13 protein-coding genes and 2 rRNA genes are annotated in these 21,556 nt (G+C 60.7%); 11 read left to right on the plus strand and 4 right to left on the minus strand.

Annotation, left to right across the window (positions count from 1 at the left end; all coding sequences use genetic code 11):
* Nucleotides 1-327: 327 nt before the first annotated feature.
* Nucleotides 328-1,278: a thioredoxin-disulfide reductase gene (gene trxB, locus RN346_RS02745; protein WP_263585139.1), complete on the plus strand. Its 951-nt coding sequence runs from the start codon at nucleotides 328-330 to the stop codon at nucleotides 1,276-1,278.
* Here trxB and RN346_RS02750 read toward each other — a convergent pair whose 3' ends face one another.
* The gene (locus RN346_RS02750; RefSeq protein ID WP_311962042.1) at nucleotides 1,279-1,797 is read right to left on the minus strand and encodes a GspH/FimT family pseudopilin; all 519 of its coding nucleotides are present in this window, start codon (nucleotides 1,795-1,797) and stop codon (nucleotides 1,279-1,281) included.
* A 110-nt stretch (nucleotides 1,798-1,907) separates the two neighbouring features.
* On the opposite strand from RN346_RS02750, the gene thiO reads away from it, so the two are divergent.
* Nucleotides 1,908-3,005 (plus strand): glycine oxidase ThiO, encoded by a 1,098-nt coding sequence (gene thiO / locus RN346_RS02755; RefSeq protein ID WP_311962043.1) that lies wholly within the window; start codon nucleotides 1,908-1,910, stop codon nucleotides 3,003-3,005.
* Here thiO and RN346_RS02760 read toward each other — a convergent pair.
* Nucleotides 3,002-3,262, minus strand: a complete 261-nt coding sequence (locus RN346_RS02760) for a PP0621 family protein (RefSeq protein WP_263585136.1) — start codon at nucleotides 3,260-3,262, stop codon at nucleotides 3,002-3,004. The two genes, thiO and RN346_RS02760, sit on opposite strands and share 4 nt — an antisense overlap.
* Nucleotides 3,263-3,436: 174 nt before the next feature.
* Between RN346_RS02760 and RN346_RS02765 the strand changes: the two genes are divergently transcribed.
* Nucleotides 3,437-5,068, plus strand: a complete 1,632-nt coding sequence (locus RN346_RS02765) for an NAD+ synthase (RefSeq protein WP_311962044.1) — start codon at nucleotides 3,437-3,439, stop codon at nucleotides 5,066-5,068.
* Between the two features lie 80 nt (nucleotides 5,069-5,148).
* On the opposite strand, the gene RN346_RS02770 is transcribed toward RN346_RS02765, so the two are convergent.
* On the minus strand, nucleotides 5,149-6,834 hold the full coding sequence (locus RN346_RS02770; protein WP_311962045.1) for a methyl-accepting chemotaxis protein: 1,686 nt from the start codon (nucleotides 6,832-6,834) through the stop codon (nucleotides 5,149-5,151).
* A gap of 237 nt (nucleotides 6,835-7,071) precedes the next feature.
* Nucleotides 7,072-7,887: an outer membrane protein assembly factor BamD gene (locus RN346_RS02775; RefSeq protein ID WP_311962046.1), complete on the minus strand. Its 816-nt coding sequence runs from the start codon at nucleotides 7,885-7,887 to the stop codon at nucleotides 7,072-7,074.
* A 162-nt stretch (nucleotides 7,888-8,049) separates the two neighbouring features.
* On the opposite strand from RN346_RS02775, the gene rluD reads away from it, so the two are divergent.
* From rluD to RN346_RS02815, 8 genes are all read left to right on the plus strand, one after another.
* Nucleotides 8,050-9,009: a 23S rRNA pseudouridine(1911/1915/1917) synthase RluD gene (rluD, locus tag RN346_RS02780; RefSeq protein WP_311962047.1), complete on the plus strand. Its 960-nt coding sequence runs from the start codon at nucleotides 8,050-8,052 to the stop codon at nucleotides 9,007-9,009.
* On the plus strand, nucleotides 9,006-9,773 hold the full coding sequence (gene pgeF, locus RN346_RS02785) for a peptidoglycan editing factor PgeF (RefSeq protein WP_263585131.1): 768 nt from the start codon (nucleotides 9,006-9,008) through the stop codon (nucleotides 9,771-9,773). Before rluD ends, pgeF begins: the two co-directional genes overlap by 4 nt.
* A 145-nt stretch (nucleotides 9,774-9,918) precedes the next feature.
* Nucleotides 9,919-12,507, plus strand: a complete 2,589-nt coding sequence (gene clpB / locus RN346_RS02790) for an ATP-dependent chaperone ClpB (protein ID WP_311962048.1) — start codon at nucleotides 9,919-9,921, stop codon at nucleotides 12,505-12,507.
* A 432-nt stretch (nucleotides 12,508-12,939) separates the two neighbouring features.
* A complete protein-coding gene (locus RN346_RS02795; RefSeq protein WP_311962049.1) occupies nucleotides 12,940-14,664 on the plus strand; it encodes an acetolactate synthase 3 large subunit in 1,725 nt (574 codons plus the stop codon).
* Nucleotides 14,664-15,155 carry an acetolactate synthase small subunit gene (ilvN, locus tag RN346_RS02800; RefSeq protein WP_263585128.1) on the plus strand — a complete coding sequence of 164 codons (492 nt, stop codon included), beginning with the start codon at nucleotides 14,664-14,666 and terminating at the stop codon, nucleotides 15,153-15,155. The genes RN346_RS02795 and ilvN overlap by 1 nt, the downstream gene beginning before the upstream one ends.
* 206 nt (nucleotides 15,156-15,361) lie before the next feature.
* Nucleotides 15,362-16,237, plus strand: coding sequence for a CDP-diacylglycerol--serine O-phosphatidyltransferase (gene pssA, locus RN346_RS02805; protein WP_311960109.1), 876 nt, complete (start codon nucleotides 15,362-15,364; stop codon nucleotides 16,235-16,237).
* 483 nt (nucleotides 16,238-16,720) lie between these two features.
* A 16S ribosomal RNA gene (locus tag RN346_RS02810) occupies nucleotides 16,721-18,255 on the plus strand.
* 332 nt (nucleotides 18,256-18,587) lie between these two features.
* Nucleotides 18,588-21,477: ribosomal RNA gene (locus RN346_RS02815) — 23S ribosomal RNA — on the plus strand.
* The 16S and 23S rRNA genes sit together here, the layout of an rRNA operon.
* The last annotated feature ends 79 nt before the right edge of the window (nucleotides 21,478-21,556 follow it).

Genomic DNA, 21,556 nt, shown 5'->3' on the forward strand with positions numbered 1-21,556 from the left:
GCTGGGCGTTTTTAGGTTTTTGCAGTGCCACGGTAAGTCATGTTCAGGCCTTAAATTAACACACGTTGGGTGGCGCTCTGTTGGCACCTGGCCTGTTCCGCCGCGATGGGTCGTTGTGTAAAGCCTAGCTTATTAATGGTACTTGTTAATGGTACATGGGCATTTTAATCCGGCCTTTCAAGCGCGCGGCACCCAATGGATGAGCGTGGGCCTTGTAATCGCTTGTACTCGACGCCATTTCAGGCAGACTCTCTTGTCTGGTTTTCGACCGCTACCAGCGCATGGTTGGTAGGGTGATCGGTTTTATCGAGATTTATAGGTGGTGTCATGGAAACGCGTCATGAACGTTTGATCATTCTCGGCTCCGGGCCTGCCGGGTACACTGCGGCGGTTTACGCCGCTCGCGCCAACCTGAAACCGGTGCTCATCACCGGGCTACAGGCCGGCGGACAGTTGACCACGACCACCGACGTGGACAACTGGCCCGGGGAAGCCGAGGGCATTCAGGGCCCGGCGCTGATGGAAAAAATGCAGGCCCACGCCGAGCGCTTCAATACCGAGGTGCTGTTCGACCATATCAGTGAAGTCAGCCTGAGCGAAAAGCCTTATACGCTTAAAGGCGATAGCGGTACCTACACCTGCGACGCGTTGATCATCGCCACCGGCGCCAGCGCCCGCTACCTGGGGCTGCCCACCGAGCAGCAGTTCATGGGCCAGGGCGTTTCCGCCTGTGCGACCTGCGACGGTTTTTTCTATCGCAATCAGGAAGTCGTGGTCGTGGGCGGTGGTAACACCGCGGTAGAAGAGGCGCTCTATCTCTCCAACATCGCCTCCAAAGTGACGCTGGTACACCGTCGCGATACGCTGCGCGCCGAGAAGATCCTGCAGGACAAGCTGCTCGAGAAAGTCGAGGCGGGCACCATTGCGCTCGAGTGGTTCCAGCAGGTCGACGAGGTGCTGGGCGACGGTAGCGGCGTGACCGGCGTGCGCTTGAAGTCCACGCTCGACGGCACGACCAAGGAGCTTCACGCGCCGGGGCTGTTCATCGCCATCGGCCATAGCCCCAATACCGGCATTTTCGAGGGACAGCTTGCGATGAAGGGCGGCTACATCACCGTCAATTCCGGGCTCGAAGGCAATGCCACCGCGACCAGCGTGCCCGGCGTATTCGCCTGCGGCGACGTGATGGACCATATCTACCGCCAGGCGATCACCTCGGCGGGCAGCGGCTGCATGGCGGCCCTCGACGCCGAGCGCTATCTGGACGGCATCGCCTGATCAAAAGCAGTCCGGGCGCTGCTCGTTGACTCGGAGCCGGCCGAGCTGGCTCAGTACGAGCACCCGGCCGGTGTCGGCGCCGTTGCATAGATAAAACGTTCCGTTGAAGCCGCTGGTGTGGCCCAGCGGCGTGTAGCGTACCTGCCGCCAGCCCCGGTTGTAGGTGATGTCACTGTCAGGATGCGTGGGAAAGATGCGTACCACGCGCCGCGACGCATGCCCCCCATCGAGCGCGGTTTCGATGACCGCCAGCGGCTGGCTCCAGTCATTGCTGCACTGGCGCGCGTGGGTGATGGGGCAAAGTGTGACGGTTCTTCGCTTTGTGATCGCCGTATTACGCGCCAGGGAAAACGCGCGCTGAAAACGATTGATCTCGCTTTTGAGCGCCACGGCGTGGCCAAGGGCTTGAAGATGAGAGTACGCCCCGTGGGTCAAAATGACGGCGATGAGCAGCGCGACGACCAGCTCCAGCAGGGTAAAGCCGCCTGCCGCGGGTGAGCGCTTAAGCAAACGAGGCATGAGTCGGCCCTCCCGAGGCGCCGAGTGTCCTGAGGCTAGATTAATGAGCCTTCGAATCAAAGAAGGTAGGCGCGAGCGCAGACGCGTGTAGGAAATAAGGAACGGGTATCGTGAGCGATTTCTTGATTGTGGGCGGCGGGGTCATCGGCATGATGACCGCGCTTCAATTGGCGGACGCCGGCCAGACGGTCTCGATCGTCGAGCGTGGCGTGTGCGGCCAGGAGGCGTCCTGGGCGGGCGGCGGTATCGTCTCGCCGCTTTACCCCTGGCGCCACGGGCCGGCGATCTCGACGCTTTCGCGTTGGTCGGAAGGCGCCTACCCCACGCTTGCGCTGCGCCTGCTGGAAGAGACCGGGATCGACCCGGAGTATCGTCAGAAAGGGCTTTTGTACCTGAGCGTCGAGGACGATGAGGCGGCACTCAATTGGTCGCGCGAGTTCGGTAAGCCCCTGGAGCGCGTCAGCCGCGCCTTCGTGGCCGACAAGGAGCCCCAGGCCGCCGCAACTGAGCGCGCGCTCTGGATGCCGACGCTTGGCAGTGTGCGCAACCCACGCCTGGGTCAGGCGCTGCGCGCCCGGCTTGAGGCCATGAAAGGCGTGACGCTTTATGAGCATCAGCAGGTAGGCGGGCTGGTCGTCGAGCACGGCCGGGTGACGGGGATCGAAACTCGAGAAGGGCATCGACGGGCGCAGCGCGTGGTGCTCTGCGCCGGGGCCTGGACGGCGGCGCTTCTGGCGCCGCTTGGCATCGAGCTTCCGGTGCGCCCGGTCAAGGGGCAGATGATCGCCTATCGGGCGCCGAAGGGGCTCGTCGAGCGCGTCGTGCTCAAGGATGGGCGCTACATCATTCCCCGAAATGATGGCCTGCTGCTGGTGGGCTCGACGCTCGAGGAGGCCGGCTTCGACAAGAGCACTGATGAAGCCGCCCGCGCGTCGCTCGTTCGAAGCGCCGAGGAGATCGTGCCGGCGCTCGCCCACTATCCGGTAGCGCACCACTGGGCGGGGCTACGGCCGGGCTCACCCAACGGACTTCCCTTTATCGGCGCGGTTCCGGGAGTCGCCTCGCTTTATATCAACGCCGGGCATCATCGCAACGGACTGGTGCTGGCGCCGGCCTCGACGCACCTGCTGGCCGATACGCTGCTTGATCGCGCGCCGCTGATCGACCCGACGCCCTTTGCGCCGACCGAAGAGCGGCTGGCGCTTTAGGCGGGGTCGTCTTTCTTCTGCTCCTCTATGTAGCGCTCTCGATGGGCGCTTGAGCAGAACCACTTCTCATCGAAGCGCAGCGCTTCGTTTTCCGGCACGTGCACCTCGCACCAGCGACAGCGCACCATGGCGCCGCCTTCGACGCGCTTGGGCGTTTCGTTCTTTGCCAATTTGTGCTGGCGGTACCGGCCGTAGAGCTTCAGGCCCACATAAAATACCAGCGCAAAAATAAGTAGCCGAATGATCAACAGGTTCATCCTTTTATCGCTCCCAGCGGGAAGGGGGTAACCGGGGGGCGCCCTTTGCCAGCGGCGAGCGCTTGCGGGACAATGCGGGCGACCCGGTACGGTTTGGAGGCGAGTGAGCGCTGAGCCCTGGCGCTTCGCGTCCAAACGGTATGTTTCAAGGATTCTCAAGAGATTTTACCCCCCATGCAAGAGTTAACGCTGGTCATGGCCCAACTCGACCCACTGGTCGGGGATATTGCCGGTAACGCCGCCAAGGCGATCGAAGCGGTGCGCGAGGCGCGTATCGAGCACCGGGCGGACGTGGTGGTCTTTCCCGAGCTGTTTCTGACCGGCTACCCGCCGGAGGATCTGTTGTTGAGAGCCTCGATGGAGTCGCGCCTTGAAAAGGCCCGGGCGACCATGGCCGAGAAAGTCGCCCGCGACGTGCTGGTGATCATCGGCTACCCGGGCGTGAGAGACGGTAAGCGGTTCAACCTGGCCGGCGTGCTCTATAACGGGCAGTGGCAGGCGGAGTACGCCAAGCAGGCGCTTCCCAACTACCAGGTGTTCGACGAGCAGCGCTACTTCACCGCCGGGCGCGAGCCGCTGGTATTCGAGCACAAGGGCGCCCGGCTTGGGCTTTTGATCTGCGAGGATCTGTGGGAGAGCGCGCCGATCGAGGCGGCCAAAGAGGCCGGCGCCGACGTGCTGGTGACGCTCAACGCCTCGCCCTTTCATCAGGAGAAGCCCAGCGAGCGGCTGGCGCTGTTCGAGCAGCGCGCCCGCGCGGTCAGCCGGCCGATCGTCTACGTCAATACCATTGGCGGGCAGGACGAGCTGGTGTTCGACGGCGGCTCGAGCGTGATCGACGCCGACGGGGCGCTCAAGGTGCTCGCCCCTTACTGGCAGGCCGGACTGATGCCGGTGCGCTTTGTCGAGTCTGACGGCGCGTGGGCACCGGAAGCCGGTGAGATCGAAGAGGCGGTGTCACCAGAGGAGAGCCTCTACTGCGCGCTGGTCACCGGGCTTCGCGACTACGTCAACAAGAGTGGTTTCCAGGGTGTAGTGCTGGGGCTTTCCGGCGGTATCGACTCGGCGCTGTCACTGGCGATCGCCGTGGACGCGCTCGGCCCGCAGCGGGTGCAGGCGGTGATGATGCCGTATCACTACACTGCGGACATCTCGAAAGAGGATGCCGCGCAGCAGGCCGAGATGCTCGGCGTCAACTATGACGTCATGCCGATCGCGCCGATGGTCGAGGCGTTCACCCGGACGCTTGCCGAGAGCTTCGCCGGTGCCGAGCGTGACACGACTGAGGAGAACCTGCAGTCGCGCTGTCGCGGCGTGCTGCTCATGGCGATCTCCAACAAGAAAGGGCTCATGGTGCTCACCACCGGCAACAAGAGCGAGATGGCGGTGGGCTACGCCACGCTCTACGGCGACATGGTCGGCGGCTACAACGCCATCAAGGATGTTTACAAGACCTGGGTATACAAGCTTGCGCGCTGGCGCAACACGCAGTCGCCGGCGGTCCCCGAGCGGGTCATCGAACGCCCCCCGAGTGCCGAGCTCGTCCCAGACCAGCAGGATAGCGATTCGCTTCCGGACTACGACGTGCTCGACGCGATTCTGTTGCGCTACATCGAAGGCGACATGAGCGCCGAGGCGATCATCAATGAGGGCTTTACCGAGGCCGACGTCTATCAGGTGGTCAAGCTGGTGGACCGCTGCGAGTACAAGCGCCGCCAGGCGCCGGTCGGCGTGCGCGTCACCGCCCGAGGCTTTGGCCGCGACCGCCGCTACCCGATCGTCAACGGCTGGCAGCCTGGTGACTGACTAGTCGCGTGGTAAGCGGCCCTCGATCATGAAACAAGCCAGGCACTGCCTGGCTTGTTTGTATCCAAAAGCGGTGAGGGTTAGAAACTCTCCCAGGCGGGCTCCGCAGGGCGCTGAACGAGCGGTTTGGAAGCCGTGTTGCGAGTCGCTGGCAAGGCCTTGGCGGAGGAAACCGGCGCGGTGGAGGCCTGGGTCGAGGCAGGGAGTTTGAACGTCTGCATGGCGTTGATGAGCTCCCGCGCATTGTGGCGCAGCGTCGAGGAGGCACTGGCGCTTTCGCTGACCAGGTGGGCGTTGTCCTGGGTCATTTGATCCATTTCGGAAACGGCCTGGTTGATCTCGCGCACCCCGGCGCTCTGCTCGGCGCTGGCGCTGCTGATCTCGTTCATGATGACGTTGACCCGCTCGATGGCGCTGATGATCTCTTCAGTGGACTGGCGCGCAAGGCTTGCGCGCTCGTTGCCGTGTTTGACGCGCTCGAGGTTTTTCGAAATCAGCGCGTTGATCTCTTTGGCTGCGCTGGCGCTTCGCTGGGCGAGATTGCGCACTTCGCTGGCCACCACCGCAAAGCCGCGGCCGTGTTCGCCGGCGCGTGCCGCTTCTACCGAGGCGTTCAGCGCCAGAATGTTGGTCTGAAAGGCGATCGCATCGATGGTCGCGATGATGCCGGAAATCTCCTGGGAGCTTTGGTCCAGTTCGTTCATGGTCGCGGTCATTTCGCGAACCGCCTTGCCGCCCTGGGCGGCGGTGGCGGTTGCCTGCGTCGCTTCATGGCTTGCTCGTTCGGCGTTGTCGGCGTTCTGGGTCACGGTGCTGTTGAGCTGCTCCATGGCAGCCGCGGTTTGGGCCAGAGCGCTTGACTGCTGCTCGGTGCGCGAGGCGAGGTTGGTATTGCCTTCGGCGATCTGCTCGCTGTTGCTGGCCACCGCCTCGGCACAGCCGCGCACTTTCAATACGATCTCCTCGAGCTGCCCGGCCATGGCCACTTGCGAGGCCATGATGCCGCGTTCGCGTTTCGTGTGGCGCTCGCTTGCCACGGCCAGATTGCCGTTACCGATCGCGTTGGAAAACGCCTGGACCTCGAAGGGCTCGGCACCCAGTTCGCTCAGCAGCTGGCGCGACAGCCAGAATGCCATGAGCCCGCCGATGATCAGCGCCAGCAGAGTCAAGCCGAGCATGAGGTTTTGAAAGCTCGCGGCGGCGTGGCGGGCGTGGTCGGTGGTGACGTTGTTGAGCCGCTCCTGCAGGTCGATGAACTGATTGATGCGTGACAGCCACTCGGCGTACGCCGGCCCCGCCCGTTCGATCAAAAGCGTTTGCGCCTGGGCGAAGTCGCCTGCCAGCCGTGCGCCGATCACCGCGTCGGTCAGCTCGAGCGTTAATGCCTGCTGCGCCTGAACGCTTTCGATAATACGCGCTTCCTCTGCCGGCCCCGGGTAGTCGCGGGTGATCTTTGCCATTTCCTGAGAGGCGTTCAGGTAGTTGTCCTGAAGCCGCCGCATTTCGCTACTCAGGTCGCGGTACTGGTTGTCCGTGGCGGTAATGACGAGATCGCGAAGGGCAATGGCCCGGTCGTGAACGCTGCCGCGCCAGTCAATGGCATGGCGCTGCTTGACGGCATTGACGTCGTTGATCTCGGCCAGGTCACGATTGATCTGGCCCACCTGATAGATCCCGATGGCAGTGAGCGCGGCAAGAAAAAAGAGCAGAATCGAGAAAGCGATGGTGAGGCGGGTGCTGATTTTTAGCTGGCTTCGAGCGGGCATGCGTACAATTCCCTTGTAGCGATGGCTGTTATTGGCTGATGCAATACTAGATCGATGTACAAATATTGCATAATATTTTTTGCTATTTTTTTATTAGGGATAGTTAAAAAGTGCTAGCAAAAAAGGCCGCCAGAAATTTCTGGGTAACGGCAAGAGGCTCAACGTTCGCCCACAAAAAAAGCCCCTGACCGGCGCTTGGCCGTTCAGGGGCTTTATCGAGTGCTATCAGCGCAGGGATTAGCCGTGCTTGGGCACGAAACGTCCGCCGCGAAGCTGCTCGTGATTGGGGTCGTTTTCACGCAGCACCGCGAGCACTTCCTCGGCGCGGTCGTTCATGCCCAGGCCTTGGTAGCCTTCGATCATGGTGGCCAGGGCGTCGCGGGTGGCGTTGGCTTCGGGGAAGTTTTCGATCACCCAGCGTCCGCGCTCGACGGCGGCAAGATACGCGCCGCGGCGCAGGTAGTAGTCCGCCACGTGCAGCTCGTGCTGAGCCAAAAGCTCACGCAGATAGACGATACGCTGTTGGGCATCCGGGGCGTACTCGCTTTGCGGGAAGCGCTGGATCAACTCGCGGAAATCGTTGTAGGCATCCCGCGAGGCGCCAAGATCGCGCTTGGAGATGTCGATCAGGCGCAGCCGCTCGAGGCTGAAACGCCCGGCCTGCCAGGCGGAGAGGCCGCGCAGGTAGTAGGCGTAGTCGACCTGAGGATGATCCGGCTGCAGGCGGATGAAGCGGCTGGCCGCGGCGCGCGCCTCTTCCCAGTTGCCGTTTTCGTAGTAGGCGTAGATCAACTCGAGCTGGGCCTGCTCGGCGTGGGCGCCGAAGGGGTAGCGGGTATCCAGCGCTTCCAGGCGGTCGATGGCGATGGGGAAGCGGTTATCTTCAAGCGCGGTGCGAGCGAGCTCGTAGAGCTCTCGCTCCTGAACGTTGGAGAACTCGCCCTCATCCTGCTCGGCGGCGTCGTCGTTGTTGCTGTTGCTGGCACAGCCGGCTAGTAGAGCAAGGCTCAAGGCTACGGCGCCAAAGCGGTGGGCAGTGGAGAAAACGCGCATCATCATCCTCGTTGCAAACAAGCCTCAATCACCGAAAAGCGAAGATGGCCATAAGTAGAAATGGTAGAATAGGTCGCAATTGGCCCACTATAAAACACCTTGGCGCAAAACGCAGGCATCACCGCGTTTTGCCGCTCGGGTCTGCGTCCTAAGAGGTTCTGCATGTCGCACATCATCGAAGCCACACACCAGGTGCCCGCCACGCTTGCCGGCGCTCGCCTGGACCAGGCGGCGGCGGAGTTGTTCAGCGAATACTCCCGCGAGCGCTTGAAAGCGTGGATCAATGGCGGCGAGCTGACCGTGGACGGCGCGACCGCCAAACCCAAGGCAAAGCTCCACGGCCTCGAGACCCTGCGCCTTTGCGCTACCCTCGAGGAGGATACGCGCTTCGCCGCCCAGGAGATTCCCCTCGATATCGTGTTCGAAGACGAGGCGGTCATCGTGCTCAACAAGCCCGCGGGCATGGTGGTGCACCCGGCGGCGGGCAACCCGGACGGCACGCTCTTGAACGCGCTGCTGTTTCACTGCCCGTCGCTGGCCGAGATCCCCCGGGCGGGGATCGTTCACCGCCTTGATAAAGACACGACCGGCCTGATGATGGTGGCCAAGACTCTGACCGCCCAGACCCGGCTGGTCGAACAGCTGCAGGCGCGAAGCGTTTCGCGCCAGTACGATGCGGTGGTGATCGGCAAGCCCGTATCCGGGGCCACGATCGATGCACCAATCGGCCGCCACCCGAAGGATCGCAAGCGCCAGGCCGTGACCGCCTCGGGCAAACCCGCCGTCACGCACTACCGCGTGGTCGAGCGCTTTCGCGCCCATACCCACGTGCGCTGTCAGCTCGAAACCGGGCGCACCCACCAGATTCGCGTACACATGGCCCACGCCCGTTACCCGCTGATCGGCGACCCGCTCTATGGCGGGCGGGCGCGCCTTCCGCCGGGCGCCGGCGAGCAGCTGAAGGAGATTCTGCGCGAGTTTCCCCGCCAGGCGCTGCACGCGCGAAAATTAAGCTTCATTCATCCGGTCAGCGAAGAGCCCATGACGTTTAGAGCGTCGCTGCCCGACGAGCTCTTGATGCTGCTGGACTACCTGCGCGACGACAGCGAGACCAAACGATGAGCGATGCCATCGACCTGCACCCGAGTAAGGTAGTGCCGGATTGGCCGGCGCCGGACAACGTTCGTGGCTTCGTCACGACCCGCGAAACCGGCCCTAGCCAGAACGACTTCGCCGCCTTCAATCCGGCGAGCCACGTCGGCGATCATCCGGATCACGTGGCGCTTTGCCGGCGCCTGCTGCAAAAAGAGGTCGGCGACGACCGCCCGCTGTTGTGGCTCGATCAGATTCACAGCGCCCGCGTGCAGCAGAGCTTTCAAGCGAGCCCGCCTAAAGCGGACGCCTCGATCGCCACGACCAGCGAGTACGCCTGCGTGGTGCTCACCGCCGATTGCCTGCCGGTGTTCTTCTGCAACCGCCAGGGCAGCCAGGTAGCGGTGGCCCACGCCGGCTGGCGCGGGCTTGCCAGCGGCGTGCTGGAGGCGACGGTCGCGGCGATGAACTGCGACGCCGACGATATTCTGGTGTGGCTGGGACCGGCGATCTCCAACGCCCAGTTCGAGGTCGGCCCGGAGGTGTATGGCGCCTTCGTCGGTGCCCATCCGGAGAGCGCGGACGCCTTCGAGCACAGCCCCTACCGGCTCAACCACTACATGGCCGACCTCTACCGGCTGGCGCGCTTTCGCCTGGCGACTCTGGGCGTTCACCACATCAGCGGCGGCCACTTCTGTACCGCCTGCGAATCGCGCTTTTACTCCTACCGCCGTGACTCGGGGCGCACCGGGCGCATGGCCAGCGTCATCTGGCTCGCCAACGACCCGGTGTGAGTGAATCCGAATTTAACCCTGCATGAGCTCTTGAAAGCGCCCTGAATCGGCACCATTTAATTTGTCAAGCCAAACCTTCTGGCAAATTGAAACCGTTCAGGGCCACGCCGCGCGTCCAAACGCGCAGCCACCCCGGGAGAATGCCATGCGATTCGATAAATTCACCGCGAAGCTCCAGTCCGCCGTTGCCGAGGCGCAGTCTCTGGCTGTCGGCCAGGGCCATAATCAGCTCGAGCCCGTTCACCTTCTGCTTTCCCTGCTCGATACCCGCGACACCGGTATCAAGGCGCTCATCGACAAGACCGGTGGGGCGAGTTCGCGCCTGCGCGACGCGCTCAAGCGCCTGCTCGAGGATCTGCCCAAAGTCAGCCAGTTCGATGGCAATGTGCAGCCCTCGCGCGATCTGGTGAAACTTTTCAACCTCACCGACCGCGAAGCGCAAAAGCGCGGCGACCAGTTCATCGCCAGCGAACTCGTGTTGCTCGCGGCACTTGAGGCCGGCGGCGCGGTGGCGAAGGCGATGAAAGAGGCCGGCATCGAGCGCAAGAATCTCGAAAGCGCGATCGAGAGCCTTCGCGGCGGCGCGAGTGTGAGTGATGCCAACGCCGAGGATCAGCGTGAGGCGCTCAACAAGTACACCCTCGACCTCACCCAGCGGGCGCTTGAAGGCAAGCTCGACCCGGTGATTGGCCGCGACGACGAGATTCGCCGCACGATTCAGGTGCTCCAGCGACGCACCAAGAACAACCCGGTATTGATCGGCGAGCCCGGCGTGGGCAAGACCGCCATCGTCGAGGGGCTGGCCAGTCGTATTGTCGATGGCGAGGTGCCGGAAGGTCTGAAGGACAAGCGCGTGCTGTCGCTGGACATGGGATCCTTGCTGGCTGGCGCCAAGTTTCGCGGCGAATTCGAAGAGCGCCTGAAATCGGTCCTCAAGGAGCTTGCCCAGGAAGAGGGCCGAGTGATCTTGTTCATCGACGAGCTGCACACCATGGTCGGCGCCGGCAAGGCCGACGGCGCGATGGACGCCGGCAACATGCTCAAACCGGCGCTTGCCCGCGGCGAGCTGCACTGCGTGGGCGCGACCACCCTCGATGAGTACCGCAAGTACATCGAAAAGGACGCCGCGCTCGAGCGCCGCTTCCAGAAGGTGCTGGTCGACGAGCCCTCGGAAGAGGACACCGTCGCCATTTTGCGCGGCTTGAAGGAGCGCTACGAGGTGCACCACGGCGTGGCGATCACGGATTCCGCGATCATCGCCGCGGCGAAGCTCTCTACCCGCTACATCACCGACCGCCAACTGCCGGACAAGGCGATCGATCTGATCGACGAAGCCGCCTCGCGCATCCGCATGGAGCTCGATTCCAAGCCCGAGTCGATGGACCGCCTCGACCGGCGCCTGATCCAGCTCAAGATGGAGCGCGAGGCGCTCAAGAAAGAGACCGACGAAGCCACCAAAAAACGCCTTGAGGCGCTGAACGATCACATTCATGATCTGGAACGCGAGTACGCCGATCTCGACGAGATCTGGAAGGCGGAAAAAGCCAGTATTCAGGGCGCCGCCCAGTTCAAGGCCGAGCTCGAGCAGGCGCGCCTGGATCTCGAGCAGGCGCGTCGCCAGGGCGATCTTGGTCGCATGTCCGAAATCCAGTACGGCAAGATTCCCGAACTCGAGAAGAAGATCGCGGAAAGCGGTGAAGGCGAAACCGATACCGCCCATCACCAGCTGTTGCGCTCCAACGTGACCGAAGAGGAGATCGCCGAGGTCGTTTCGCGCTGGACCGGCATTCCGGTGTCGAAAATGCTCGAAGGTGAGCGCGATAAGCTCCTGCGCATGGAAGAGGCGCTGCACGAGCGCGTGATCGGCCAGGAGGAAGCGGTCGAGGCGGTGGCCAACGCGGTGCGCCGCTCGCGGGCCGGCCTTTCCGACCCAAACCGGCCCAACGGCTCGTTTCTGTTTCTCGGCCCGACCGGGGTGGGCAAGACCGAGCTTTGCAAGTCGCTGGCCAACTTCCTCTTCGATACCGAGGAGGCGATGGTGCGTATCGACATGTCCGAGTTCATGGAGAAGCACTCCGTGGCGCGGCTGATCGGCGCGCCTCCCGGCTACGTCGGTTATGAGGAGGGCGGCTATCTGACCGAAGCGGTGCGCCGCAAGCCCTACTCGGTGCTGCTGCTCGACGAGGTGGAAAAGGCACACCCGGATGTGTTCAACATCCTGCTGCAGGTGCTCGAAGACGGGCGGCTGACCGACGGCCAGGGCCGCACGGTAGATTTTCGTAACACCGTGATCGTGATGACCTCGAACATGGGTTCGGACATCATCCAGCGCATGGGCGGCGAGAACAGTGACGACGCGGGCTATGAAGCGATGAAGGACGCGGTGATGGACGTGGTCGGCAACCACTTCCGCCCAGAGCTCATCAACCGCATCGACGAAGTAGTGGTCTTCCACGCCCTGGGGCAGACGCAGATCCAGGCGATTGCGTCTATCCAGCTCGAGCGCTTGAAGGCGCGCCTTGCCGAGCATGGTTTGAGTCTCCAGGTCAGCGACGAGGCCATGGCGCAGCTCGCGGTCGTCGGTTTCGACCCGGTGTTCGGGGCGCGGCCGCTCAAGCGGGCGATCCAGAGCCGGATCGAGAACCCGCTGGCCCAGGACCTGCTCGCCGGCAAGTACGCACCGGGCGCGACCATCCACGTCAGCGCCGAGGAGGGCAAGCTGGTCTTCGCCTGATAGCACGTGATGTGATCGACCGACCCCGCCGGCCAGCCCGGCGGGGTTTTTGTTTTGGTGCACCCGCCCCGGTTTGGGGCGATGAAAGGTTGACAGGCAAGAGGCGCTATTGGAATCTTGTGGGTTCCTGATTTGCGGACGCGGACCCCACGGGTAACCCCCTATCCCCGCGTGAAGGGTAGGCTTTCGCCTTTACCCGCCGAAGGACTTCCGGGCTCAAGTCAACCGCTTGGCCTGGCCAACGCCCCGACGCGGTGAACCGCCGTGAAAGGACGCCGTTTCAACACGGCCTCCGATGAGAGTGCTGGCCCTAACCGGGCCGTATGCCAGGGTTTGGCATCAGGTGTCGGCATCGCCGGCAGCGGCATACCGCCGCACTCGACCCCGCAGCCATCTGCGGATCGCACTCGAGACCTTTAGGGGAGAATTACTGTGGAACTGCTTTCCGGCGCAGACATGATCGCCCGCTTCTTGAAAGACGAGGGCGTCGAATACATTTATGGGTACCCCGGTGGGGCGGCGCTACATATCTATGATGCGCTCTTCCGTCAGGACGATGTCAAACATATTCTGGTGCGCCACGAGCAGGCGGCGACCCACGCCGCCGACGGCTACGCCCGCGCCTCCGGTAAGCCCGGCGTGGTGCTGGTGACCTCCGGGCCCGGCGCGACCAACGCCGTGACCGGCATCGCCACCGCCTACATGGACTCCATTCCCATGGTCGTACTGTGCGGCCAGGTCATGAGCCATCTGATCGGCGAAGACGCCTTTCAGGAAACCGATATCGTCGGCGTGACCCGCCCGATCGTGAAGCACAGCTTCTCGATTCGTCACCCTTCCGAAATTCCGGACGTGCTGAAAAAGGCGTTCTATCTCGCCTCGACCGGCCGCCCGGGCCCGGTGGTGGTCGATATCCCGAAGGATATGACCGCGCCGACCGAGCGCTACGAGTACGCTTACCCGAAAAAGGTCAAGCTGCGCTCTTATAACCCGGTCAGCCGCGGCCACACCGGGCAGATCAAAAAGGCCGTCGAGCTGATGCTCAAGGCCAAACGCCCGGTGTTCTATACCGGCGGCGGCGTGGTCACCGGCCGTGCCAGCGAAGGTTTGACGGATCTGGTCAAGAAACTCGGCTTTCCGATTACCACCACGCTCATGGGCATCGGCGCCTACCCTCAAAGCGACAAGCAGTGCCTGGGTTGGCTCGGCATGCACGGCTCTTATGAGTCCAACATGGCGATGCACCACGCGGATTTGATCATTGCCATCGGTGCGCGCTTCGACGACCGGGTGACCAACAACACCTCGAAATTCTGCCCCACGGCGAAAATCGTTCACGTTGACGTCGACCCGAGCTCGATCTCCAAGACCGTGCGCGCCGACGTGCCGATCGTCGGCCCTGCCGCCGGCGTCATCAACGAGATGATCAGCCTCGTTCAAGGGCGCACGGTGGAAAACACCGACGCGCTTAACGAATGGTGGGAGAAGATCGACGGCTGGCGCCTGGATCGCGAAGGCAAGCTCTATGAGCCGTCCAACGCCGGCGAGGCGCTCAAGCCTCAGGAAGTGGTCGAGGCAGTTTGCCGCGTGACCCGGGGCGAGGCGTTCGTCACCACCGATGTCGGCCAGCACCAGATGTTCGCCGCTCAGTACTACAAGTTCGACAAGCCCAACCGGCTGATCACCTCCGGGGGGTTGGGCACCATGGGCTTCGGTTTTCCGGCGGCCATGGGCATCAAGAAGAGCTATCCGGATGATGACGTGGTGTGTATCACCGGTGAAGGCAGCTTTCAGATGATGATGCAGGAACTCTCTACCTGTAAGCAGTACGGGGTAGGGGTGAAGATCGTTAACCTGAACAACCAGTCGCTCGGCATGGTGCGCCAGTGGCAGGACTTGAACTACAAGTCGCGCCACGCCCACTCCTACATGGAGTCCTTGCCGGATTTCCATCTTCTGATCGAGGCCTACGGTTTTACCGCGATTACCGTGACCACGAAAGAGGAGCTGGAGCCGGCACTGGCCCGTGCCTTCGAAGACAAGCACGAACTGGTGTTCCTCGATATCAAGGTCGACCCCTTCGAGCACGTCTATCCGATGCAAGTGCCGCTTGGCGCGATGCGTGACATGCTGCTGTCCAAAACGGAGCGTACCTGATGCGTCATATCATCTCGATTCTTCTGGAAAACGAACCGGGTGCGCTATCACGTGTGGTGGGCTTGTTTTCTCAGCGTAACTTCAACATCGAAACGCTCAACGTTGCACCCACCGAAGACCCGTCGCTCTCACGGCTGACGGTCACCACGGTGGGCGATGATCGCGTGATCGAGCAGATCACCAAGCACCTCAACAAGCTGATCGACGTGGTCAAGCTGGTCGATTTGACCGAGGGTAACCACATCGAGCGCGAGCTGATGCTGGTGAAAGTGAAAGCGCTGGGCGCTGCCCGCGACGAGGTCAAACGCACGGTCGACATCTTCCGCGCCCAGGTGGTGGATGTGACGCCGAGCCTCTACACCGTGCAGATCACCGGCGACGCCGCCAAACTTGACGCGTTCCTGCAGGCCATGGCGCCGGTGGGCATTCTCGAAGTGGCGCGCACCGGGGTGTCCGGTATCGCTCGGGGCGACAAGGTGCTGTCGCTCTAGCGCTCGCTCTTCGCCTGCGTTTAAAAGCCGCCCCAAGGGGCGGCTTTTTTGTCAGCGCTTTGCAGGCATGGCGGTGTGGTAGTTATCGCACTCTACCGACGTTTGAGCCAGGCTGTTGCGATAGCCGTAATCGCGGTAGCCGCCGGCCGGGTAGCGTGTAGAATGAAAACCGGACTACAAACGATTTCAGATTAGGGATGACGCACATGACTCAGGATGCTCACGATCAAGAGCCAGGACATACGCCGCCGCCTTACAAGCCCGACCGCGACAGCGACTCGGTGAGCAACGAAGACCTCGCTACGGCATTTCTACGTGAAACCGAGGTGGTCGAAGAGTCCGTCGAGGACGGCAAAAAAATTCGCCGCAAGGGGATTTACCTGCTGCCCAACCTCTTTACCACCTCGGCGCTCTTTTCCGGCTTCTTTGCCGTGGTGGCCGGCATCAACGGCGACTTTAGCTCGGCGGCTATCGCCATTTTCATCGCCATGGTGCTCGATGGGCTGGACGGGCGCGTGGCGCGCATGACCAACACTCAAAGTGCTTTCGGCGCCGAGTACGATAGCCTCGCCGACATGATCTCGTTTGGCATGGCGCCCGCGCTGGTGGCCTTTAGCTGGATTTTGCAGGATATCGGCAAGACCGGCTGGGTCGTTGCCTTTCTTTATGTGGCCTGCGCCGCGTTAAGGCTTGCCCGCTTCAACGTACAGATCGGTAGCACCGACAAGAAGTGGTTCATCGGCCTACCGAGCCCTTCTGCGGCGGCAGTTGTGGCGGCCAGTGTCTGGACCTTTCACAGCTTCGACGCCGACGCCTTTGGCTTCAAACTTCTGATGCTGGTACTGGTCGGCGCGGCGGGCATTTTGATGGTCAGCAATATCCGCTACTACAGCTTCAAGGAGCTCGACTTCAAAAAGCCGGTGCCATTTGTCGTACTGCTGGCGGTGGTACTCGGTTTCGTGATGATCTCGGTAGAACCGTCCGCGATGCTGCTACTGCTGTTCGGTGCCTATGTGCTTTCCGGCCCGGTACATGCGGTTATGCGCAAGGCTAAAAACGGCCGTAAAAAAGGGCGTGCCTGACACGGCTGTATGACACCCTGATGACGGCACGCATCTTTTTGAAAAAAGCCCTTGCGCTCGCCCGACCAAATCCGTAAAGTACGCATCCGCTGCCGGGGACGGACAACGTTTCCAGCGGTGGATGAAGGTGAAAACCTTCGGTTTGTCAGGAAGTTAGAGCACTGTTCGGCAGGTTTGAATGGCTCGCTTCACTCGCTGAAATCAGCGGTTGACAAATTCACCGGAATGCGTAGAATACGCCTTCCTCGACGGGCAAGCGGTTCAGGTCATCGAACGGTTCGTCGAACAGCTCTTTAACAATTTGATCAGGCAATTCATGTGGGCGTTTGCCGATGAGGGTGACAAGTCACCTTATATCAAGGCAGACGAACACAGCGATACCTTTCGAGGTATCACGGTAAATTCGTTTGAACCTTGAGCCAGGATTGATTCGCCTCTGCGTCATGTCGTCGTACATGGGCAGGCAAGAATCACACTGATTTTAAACTGAAGAGTTTGATCATGGCTCAGATTGAACGCTGGCGGCAGGCTTAACACATGCAAGTCGAGCGGCAGCACGGGAAGCTTGCTTCCTGGTGGCGAGCGGCGGACGGGTGAGTAATGCATGGGAATCCACCCGATAGTGGGGGATAACCTGGGGAAACCCAGGCTAATACCGCATACGTCCTACGGGAGAAAGGGGGCTTCGGCTCCCGCTATCGGACGAGCCCATGTCGGATTAGCTAGCTGGTGAGGTAACGGCTCACCAGGGCGACGATCCGTAGCTGGTCTGAGAGGATGATCAGCCACATCGGGACTGAGACACGGCCCGAACTCCTACGGGAGGCAGCAGTGGGGAATATTGGACAATGGGCGCAAGCCTGATCCAGCCATGCCGCGTGTGTGAAGAAGGCCCTCGGGTTGTAAAGCACTTTCAGTGGGGAAGAAGGCCTGCCGGTTAATACCCGTCAGGAAGGACATCACCCACAGAAGAAGCACCGGCTAACTCCGTGCCAGCAGCCGCGGTAATACGGAGGGTGCAAGCGTTAATCGGAATTACTGGGCGTAAAGCGCGCGTAGGTGGCTTGACAAGCCGGTTGTGAAAGCCCCGGGCTCAACCTGGGAACGGCATCCGGAACTGTCAGGCTAGAGTGCAGGAGAGGAAGGTGGAATTCCCGGTGTAGCGGTGAAATGCGTAGAGATCGGGAGGAATACCAGTGGCGAAGGCGGCCTTCTGGACTGACACTGACACTGAGGTGCGAAAGCGTGGGTAGCAAACAGGATTAGATACCCTGGTAGTCCACGCCGTAAACGATGTCGACCAGCCGTTGGGTGCCTTGTGCACCTTGTGGCGAAGTTAACGCGATAAGTCGACCGCCTGGGGAGTACGGCCGCAAGGTTAAAACTCAAATGAATTGACGGGGGCCCGCACAAGCGGTGGAGCATGTGGTTTAATTCGATGCAACGCGAAGAACCTTACCTGCTCTTGACATCCTGCGAACCCGGAAGAGATTCCGGGGTGCCTTCGGGAACGCAGAGACAGGTGCTGCATGGCTGTCGTCAGCTCGTGTTGTGAAATGTTGGGTTAAGTCCCGTAACGAGCGCAACCCTTGTCCCTATTTGCCAGCGCGTAATGGCGGGAACTCTAGGGAGACTGCCGGTGACAAACCGGAGGAAGGTGGGGACGACGTCAAGTCATCATGGCCCTTACGAGCAGGGCTACACACGTGCTACAATGGCCGGTACAAAGGGCAGCGAACTCGCGAGAGCAAGCGAATCCCGAAAAGCCGGTCTCAGTCCGGATCGGAGTCTGCAACTCGACTCCGTGAAGTCGGAATCGCTAGTAATCGTGGATCAGAATGCCACGGTGAATACGTTCCCGGGCCTTGTACACACCGCCCGTCACACCATGGGAGTGGACTGCACCAGAAGTGGTTAGCTTAACCCTCGGGAAAGCGATCACCACGGTGTGGTTCATGACTGGGGTGAAGTCGTAACAAGGTAGCCGTAGGGGAACCTGCGGCTGGATCACCTCCTTAAACGATGCGTCATCCTCGCGGTAAACGTCCACAATGAATTGCCTGATCAAGAAACTGTTAAATGAGCAGTGACAAACGTTTTGTCCTTCACGCTTCAAAAGAAAAATCCCTAAAGGTCTTCTTTTTTTAACGTGAAAAAACGCTTGTCACTGCTTATGGCAGTCGCTCTTTAACAATGTATATCATGCTGACAGTATCGAATGACGATACGGTGACATGAGCTTCGGCTCCTGTAATCGTGACGTGATCTCGATACGCAATTGTTTTGTGATACGTCTCAAGCGTATCCGGCAATCGTTGTCATTGCGGGCCCGGACTCCTTCGGGTTATAGGGTCAAGCAATGAAGCGCACACGGTGGATGCCTAGGCAGCCAGAGGCGATGAAAGACGTGGAAGCCTGCGATAAGGTCCGGTGAGGTGGCAAACGACCTGTGACCCGGACATCTCTGAATGGGGAAACCCACCGACCACAAGGTCGGTATCGTATCCTGAATACATAGGGATACGAGGCGAACCGGGGGAACTGAAACATCTAAGTACCCCGAGGAAAAGAAATCAACCGAGATTCCCCCAGTAGCGGCGAGCGAACGGGGACCAGCCCTTAAGTTGTGCAATCGATAGGCGAACAGTCTGGGAAGTCTGACCATAGCGGGTGATAGTCCCGTAGCCGAAATCCGAGCACAGTGAAATCGAGTAGGTCGGGGCACGAGAAACCCTGATTGAAGACGGGGGGACCATCCTCCAAGGCTAAATACTCCTGGCTGACCGATAGTGAACCAGTACCGTGAGGGAAAGGCGAAAAGAACCCCGGCGAGGGGAGTGAAATAGATCCTGAAACCGTGTGCGTACAAGCAGTGGGAGCAGACTCGTTCTGTGACTGCGTACCTTTTGTATAATGGGTCAGCGACTTATATTCAGTGGCGAGCTTAACCGAATAGGGGAGGCGTAGAGAAATCGAGTCTTAACTGGGCGACCAGTCGCTGGATATAGACCCGAAACCGGGCGATCTATCCATGAGCAGGGTGAAGGTTGAGTAACATCAACTGGAGGCCCGAACCAGGATCTGTTGAAAAAGATTTGGATGACTTGTGGATCGGAGTGAAAGGCTAATCAAGCCCGGAGATAGCTGGTTCTCCTCGAAAGCTATTTAGGTAGCGCCTCACGTATCACCACCGGGGGTAGAGCACTGTTTCGGCTAGGGGGTCATCCCGACTTACCAACCCGAGGCAAACTCCGAATACCGGTGAGTGCAGCGTGGGAGACACACGGCGGGTGCTAACGTCCGTCGTGAAAAGGGAAACAACCCGGACCGTCAGCTAAGGTCCCCAAATCCTGGTTAAGTGGGAAACGATGTGGGAAGGCTCAGACAGCCAGGAGGTTGGCTTAGAAGCAGCCATCCTTTAAAGAAAGCGTAATAGCTCACTGGTCGAGTCGGCCTGCGCGGAAGATGTAACGGGGCTAAACCAGGTACCGAAGCTACGGGTGCATCCTTATGGATGCGCGGTAGAGGAGCGTCGTGTACGCCGACGAAGGTGGATCGAGAGGTCTGCTGGAGGTATCACGAGTGCGAATGCTGACATGAGTAACGATAAGGGGAGTGAAAAACTCCCCCGCCGGAAGACCAAGGGTTTCTGTTCGATGCTAATCAGAGCAGAGTGAGTCGGCCCCTAAGGCGAGGCCGAAAGGCGTAGTCGATGGGAAACGGGTCAATATTCCCGTACCGGACATGATTGCGATGGGGGGACGGAGAAGGCTAGGTGAGCCGGGCGCTGGTTGTCCCGGTGAAAGCAGGTAGGCTGAATGCTCAGGCAAATCCGGGCGTTCAAGGCCGAGATGCGAGACGAACGGCCTTTGGGCCGGAAGTCACTGATGCCACGCTTCCAGGAAAAGCCTCTAAGCTTCAGATCATGTGCGACCGTACCCCAAACCGACACAGGTGGTCAGGGTGAGAATCCCAAGGCGCTTGAGAGAACTCGGGTGAAGGAACTAGGCAAAATGGTGCCGTAACTTCGGGAGAAGGCACGCCGGCGTAGGGTAGAGGGACTTGCTCCCCGAGCCCGAACCGGCCGAAGATACCAGGTGGCTGCAACTGTTTAGTAAAAACACAGCACTCTGCCAACGCGCAAGCGGACGTATAGGGTGTGACGCCTGCCCGGTGCCGGAAGGTTAAGTGATGGTGTTAGGATTCGTCCGAAGCTCCTGATCGAAGCCCCGGTAAACGGCGGCCGTAACTATAACGGTCCTAAGGTAGCGAAATTCCTTGTCGGGTAAGTTCCGACCTGCACGAATGGCGTAATGATGGCCACGCTGTCTCCACCCGAGACTCAGTGAAATTGAAATCGCCGTGAAGATGCGGTGTACCCGCGGCTAGACGGAAAGACCCCGTGAACCTTTACTATAGCTTCACACTGGATACTGATGTTGCCTGTGTAGGATAGCCGGGAGGCTAGGAACTCCGGACGCCAGTTCGGAGGGAGCCACCCTTGAAATACCGGCCTGGCATCATTGGTGTTCTCACTCCGACCCGTTATCCGGGTCGAGGACAGTGTGTGGTGGGTAGTTTGACTGGGGCGGTCTCCTCCCAAAGAGTAACGGAGGAGCACGAAGGTACCCTCAGCACGGTCGGACATCGTGCAATGAGTGCAAGAGCATAAGGGTGCTTGACTGCGAGACAGACACGTCGAGCAGGTGCGAAAGCAGGTTCTAGTGATCCGGTGGTTCTGTATGGAAGGGCCATCGCTCAACGGATAAAAGGTACTCCGGGGATAACAGGCTGATACCGCCCAAGAGTTCACATCGACGGCGGTGTTTGGCACCTCGATGTCGGCTCATCACATCCTGGGGCTGAAGTCGGTCCCAAGGGTATGGCTGTTCGCCATTTAAAGTGGTACGCGAGCTGGGTTTAGAACGTCGTGAGACAGTTCGGTCCCTATCTGCCGTGGGCGTTGGATGTTTGAGAAGGGCTGCTCCTAGTACGAGAGGACCGGAGTGGACGCACCTCTGGTGTTCCGGTTGTCACGCCAGTGGCATTGCCGGGTAGCTATGTGCGGACGGGATAACCGCTGAAAGCATCTAAGCGGGAAGCCCCCTTCAAGATGAGACATCCCCGAGGCCTCGAGCCTCCTGAAGGGCCCAGCGAGACCAGCTGGTTGATAGGCACGGTGTGGACGCACCGCAAGGTGTTGAGCTAACGTGTACTAATGGCCCGTGAGGCTTGACCCTATAACACCCAAGGGGTTCGGCCCGCAGTGACAACGAAGCAGGAACCGGATACGCACGAGCATGAAGCGAGAGGCTTCAT

The sequence above is a fragment of the Halomonas sp. PAMB 3232 genome (assembly GCF_031954225.1).
Taxonomy (GTDB): domain Bacteria; phylum Pseudomonadota; class Gammaproteobacteria; order Pseudomonadales; family Halomonadaceae; genus Vreelandella.